Origin of the sequence: Verminephrobacter aporrectodeae subsp. tuberculatae At4 (assembly GCF_000193225.1) — a bacterium.
In the GTDB taxonomy this organism is placed as follows: Bacteria; Pseudomonadota; Gammaproteobacteria; order Burkholderiales; family Burkholderiaceae_C; genus Acidovorax; species Acidovorax aporrectodeae.
Window position 1 is genome coordinate 1 of the sequence record NZ_AFAL01000131.1, and the last position, 4,401, is coordinate 4,401.

The 4,401-nt window shown below is 70.6% G+C and carries 5 protein-coding genes; all 5 read right to left on the reverse strand.

Annotated features, from left to right (window positions below):
- Positions 1-699 (reverse strand): ribokinase (locus VTU_RS0104950; RefSeq protein ID WP_029554119.1); only part of this gene is annotated, 699 nt, incomplete at its 3' end.
- Positions 700-778: 79 nt separating this feature from the next.
- Positions 779-1,921, reverse strand: coding sequence for a tRNA 2-thiouridine(34) synthase MnmA (gene mnmA, locus VTU_RS0104955; protein ID WP_010101416.1), 1,143 nt, complete (start codon positions 1,919-1,921; stop codon positions 779-781).
- A 73-nt stretch (positions 1,922-1,994) separates the two neighbouring features.
- Positions 1,995-2,432: a universal stress protein gene (locus VTU_RS0104960; protein ID WP_029554120.1), complete on the reverse strand. Its 438-nt coding sequence runs from the start codon at positions 2,430-2,432 to the stop codon at positions 1,995-1,997.
- Positions 2,433-2,607: 175 nt separating this feature from the next.
- Complete coding sequence (locus tag VTU_RS0104965) at positions 2,608-3,387, reverse strand: 2OG-Fe dioxygenase family protein (protein ID WP_010101421.1); 780 nt, start codon at positions 3,385-3,387, stop codon at positions 2,608-2,610.
- A gap of 18 nt (positions 3,388-3,405) precedes the next feature.
- Positions 3,406-4,401 (reverse strand): beta-N-acetylhexosaminidase (nagZ, locus tag VTU_RS0104970; RefSeq protein ID WP_010101423.1); only part of this gene is annotated, 996 nt, incomplete at its 5' end.

A 4,401-nucleotide genomic window follows, 5' to 3' on the forward strand; every position in this document is an offset into this window, starting at 1 on the left:
GTCGGCGACCACCGCGCCCGCGGCGCCAAGCGTGAGCACCACCTGCGCAGGGCCGAGCGCGCGCAGCGCCCGCGCCGCCACAGCCGCGTCGGCCGGGGTGGCGACGGCGCTGCCCATGAGGACCGCAGCCTCCACTTCGTTCACGACCAGGGTGCGCAGCAGCGGCCACAGCGCGTCGGGCAGGGGCTGGATGGGCGAGGGGTTGAGCAGCACCGGGCAGCCCGCTGCCCGCGCCCGCCGGGCCGCAGCCAGCACCTGGGGCAGCGGCGTTTCGAACTGCAGGACCAGGCAATCCGCCTGCTGCAACGCAGCGTCGAGCGCGGCGGCGTCGAGCACGAAGCGGCCATTCGCGCCCGGCACCACGACGATGCGGTTCTGCGCCGTGGCGTCCACCGTGATCGCGGCCATGCCGGTGCACACCACCGGATCAGTCTGTACGCCGCCGTGCCCGATTCCTTCGGCGTCCAGCCCGGCGCGCAGCGTGCGGCCATGGGCGTCGTCGCCCACGCGGCCAAACATGTGCACCTGCGCGCCCTGGCGTGCGCAGGCCACGGCCTGGTTGCCGCCCTTGCCGCCGGGCAGCGTCTGCAACGCGTCGGCGAGCACGGTTTCGCCAGGTCCGGGGGCCTGCCGCACGCGCAGCACCAGGTCCATATTCAGGCTGCCAACGACGGCGATGCAGGGGGCGGGTTGGTTCATGGTCGGGGCGGTGTGCATGCGGATGGGAATTCAGCGGGCCGTTTGCCGTGAGGCGTGCGGAGTAACACGAGAGCCAAGCTCAGGCCTGGGACGGCGCCGGGCCGGCCTCGGTGCCAAAAATCACCCCGCCCCCGAGGCACAGGTCCCCGTCGTACAGGACCGCACTTTGCCCGGGCGTCACGGCCCACTGCGCCTCGGGGAAGCGCAGGCGGAATGCTTGCGCGTTGGCGCCAAGCAGCGTGCACGCAGCGTCCTGCTGGCGATAGCGCGCCTTGGCCGCGTAGGCGCCGGGGGCGGGCGCGTGGCCGGATATCCAACTCGCGTCCCGGGCGTCGAGGGTGTGCGACAGCAGCCAGGGGTGCAGCTGCCCCTGGACCACGTGCAGGATGTTCCGCGCCAAGTCCTTGCGGGCGACGAACCAGGGTTCGTGCGCGCCGCCGCCGCGCCCGGCGCCCGCTTCCTTGACGCCGCCAATGCCCAACCCCTGGCGCTGCCCCAGGGTGTAGAAGCTCAGGCCCACATGCCGGCCCAGCGTGCGGCCCCGCGCGTCCTGGATGGGGCCGGGCGCGTGGGCGATGTAGCGGTTCAGGAATTCGCGGAACGGCCGCTCGCCGATAAAACAGATGCCGGTGGAGTCCTTCTTGCCGGCGTTGGGCAGGCCGATTTCCTGGGCCATGCGCCGCACCCCGGTCTTGTGCAGCGCGCCCAGGGGGAACAGCGTCTTGGACAGCTGCGCCTGGTTCAGGCGGTGCAGAAAGTAGCTCTGGTCCTTGGACCGGTCCAGCCCCTTGAGCAGTTCGAACCGGCCCGAGTCCGGGTTCTGCCGCACCCGGGCGTAGTGGCCGGTGGCAATTTTCTCGGCGCCCAGGCGCATGGCGTGGTCCAGAAAGGCCTTGAACTTGATCTCGGCGTTGCACAGCACGTCGGGGTTGGGCGTGCGGCCAGCCTGGTACTCGCGCAGGAACGCGGCGAACACGCGCTCCCGGTAGTCGGCCGCGAAGTTCACATGCTCGATCTCGATGCCTATGACGTCGGCCACGGCCGCGGCATCGACGAAGTCGATGCGCGACGCGCAGTGCGCGCTGTCGTCATCGTCTTCCCAGTTCTTCATGAAGATGCCGACCACTTCGTGGCCCTGCTGTTTCAGCAGGTGCGCGGTGACGGCGGAGTCCACGCCGCCGGAGAGGCCGACGACGATGCGCTGCTTGGCTGGTGCAGTCATTGCCCGGATTGTATTTTTTGCGCCGCCGCTGCATTGCGCGGACGAGAGGCCGCGCCAGCACCCGGATGAGGCACTATTCGCGCACGACCAGCACCGGGATACGCACCACGCCCAGCACGCGCTGGGTGACGCTGCCCAGGACCAGCCTCTCCAACCCGCGGCGGCCGTGCGAGCCCATGACGATCAGGTCGGCGCCCGTGCTCTCGAGCGCGCGCAGGATGCCCTCATGCACCGCATGGCCCTCGCCCACCAGGGTGCTCACCGGCACGCCGGCCTCGGCCATGGCCCGCCGGGTGGCGTCCAGGGCGATGCTCGCCTCGGCGGTGGCGGCATTCGTGTACTGCGCCTGGCCGTAGGCGAAATCGGCGCCCACACCGGTAAAGGGATACGGGTCGATCACGTACACGGACGTCACGACGCTGCCAAAGGCCTTGGCCAGGGCCGCGGCCTTGGAGACGGCCAGCAGCGAGGTCTTGGAGCCATCGACAGGAACCAGAATATGCTCAAACATCATGCTTCTCCTTGGAAGTCGGAGGGGGAGCGGGTTGGTGGCCCGATCCGGAACAACGCTGCGGCGCACTGCCTGCACTGCAACTGCAACTGCGCGAGTGTCCACGCCCGGCAGGCCCCGTATCTTGATGCGCATCAAGTTCCGGGTCGCGATGAACGGCGACGCAAGGCGGGCGTCAGGATTGTGCAGCCCCCTGCCCCGGCACGTCGGCTCCCTGAAAATTGCCGCGCCGGCAGGTCAGCACCAGCGTGTCGCGGTAACCGCCCTCGGCCAGGGGCAGGATGGGCGTGGATTCGTGGACCATGCGGGCGTCGTCGAGCAGCAGCAGCGACCATGGCTGCGCGAGCGTAAAGCGCTGGCCGCCGGGCGTGGCGGCCTCGAACACGCGCGTCTCCCCGCCCTTTACGCCCTCGCGCCGCACCAGGAACACCGCGACCAGGTCCACGCCGTCGCGGTGCGCGCCCTCGGGGGTGGGGCGGCCAATGCCGTCCGTGGTGTCGATGCGGAACTGGTGCGCCTCGACGAACCAGGCAACGGGGCTGTCCTGGCCTGCGAATACGGCGTCGGACACCCCGGCGAGCGCCAGCAGCAACTGCCGCCACACGGGCTTGGCCACGGTGGCCAGCTCCATGGGCGCAAACCAGCGCTCCATGCCGCCATGCAGCGCGTTGTATTCCACGGGCTGCCAGTGCGCCCGGTGCGGCGCCTGCCGCAGTTGCTTCCCCTGCACCACGAAGCAGGCATGGCGCCGGCGGCGGTAGCGGCCGCCGTCCCGGAGGAATTCGTCGGGGGGCAGCGTGGCCCAGTCAGCGCCGAGGTCCATCAGATCGGAAAGATCGCAGCCGATCCAGCGGGCCACGTCGGCCGGCGCGAGCGCGGCGTAGCCCCCCTGGCGCAGTTGGCGGGCAGCGTCGCCGGCGGGGATGAACGGCGGGGGAAAAGTGACTTGGGTCATGGAGCGGCGGTTCTCCGTTCAGGGCAGCAGGGCCTGCGCCTCACAGTAGGCGGGCTGGCGCATCAGGGCGTCCCAGGCGAATAATGACGGGGTCCGGGGCAGCAGGGCCAGGCGGCGCGCCTGGCTGTCCGCGCGGGGCCGCCAGCGGCGCTCCACCCGGGCCTTTTCCAGGCCGGCCATGCAGTCATCGAGCGCCCTGCCCGCGTCCGCCACGCTCTGATTGCACAGCAGCACCAGATCGCAACCTGCGGCGAGCGCGGCGACGGCCGCGTCGGTATGGCTCACGGCCTGGCCATCGATATGGCGTGCGCCCTCCATGCCGAGGTCGTCGCTGAAGATGGCTCCGTGGAAACGCATCCGGCGGCGCAGGATGTCTTGCAACCAGCGCCGCGAGAAGCCCGCGGGGCGGCTGTCCACCTGGGGGTAGATCACGTGCGCCGGCATCACGCCGCAGAGCATGCTGCTGAGCCAGGCGTACGGTGCGGCGTCGGCGGCCAGAATGGTCTCGAGGTCGCGCCCATCGATCGACGCTTGCTCGGTATGCGAGTCGGCCTGCGCAAATCCGTGCCCGGGAAAGTGCTTCGCGCAATGCGCCATTCCTGCCTGGAGCAGGCCGTGCGCCAGGCTTTTGGCGAGCAGGGTGACCACGCGCGGGTCGCGGTGGAACGCACGGTCGCCGATCACGCTGCTCTCGCCCCAGTCCAGATCCAGCACCGGCGTAAAGCTGAAATCCACGCCACAGGCACGCAGTTCGGCGCCCAGCACGTGGCCCACGGCCGTCGCGGCGCGGATGGCGCGCAGCGCACCGCTGCCGGGTGCCGCCCGACTCCCGTGGCCATCGTCCATCCACATCGCGCCCAGGGCGCGCATGGGCGGCAGGTGGGTCAAGCCATCGCCGCGAAAGCGCTGTACCCGGCCGCCCTCATGGTCCACGCAGATCAGCAGATCCTCGCGCACGGCCTTGATGGAGCGGGTGAGTTGCAGCAGCTGCGCACGGCCCTCCCAGTTGCGCGC

Coding starts and splice junctions, on each gene's coding strand:
- VTU_RS0104960 (WP_029554120.1), bottom strand. CDS start 2,432: ATGTTTGAGCATATTCTGGTTCCTGTCGATGGCTCCAAGACCTCGCTG.
- VTU_RS0104965 (WP_010101421.1), bottom strand. CDS start 3,387: ATGACCCAAGTCACTTTTCCCCCGCCGTTCATCCCCGCCGGCGACGCT.
- mnmA (WP_010101416.1), bottom strand. CDS start 1,921: ATGACTGCACCAGCCAAGCAGCGCATCGTCGTCGGCCTCTCCGGCGGC.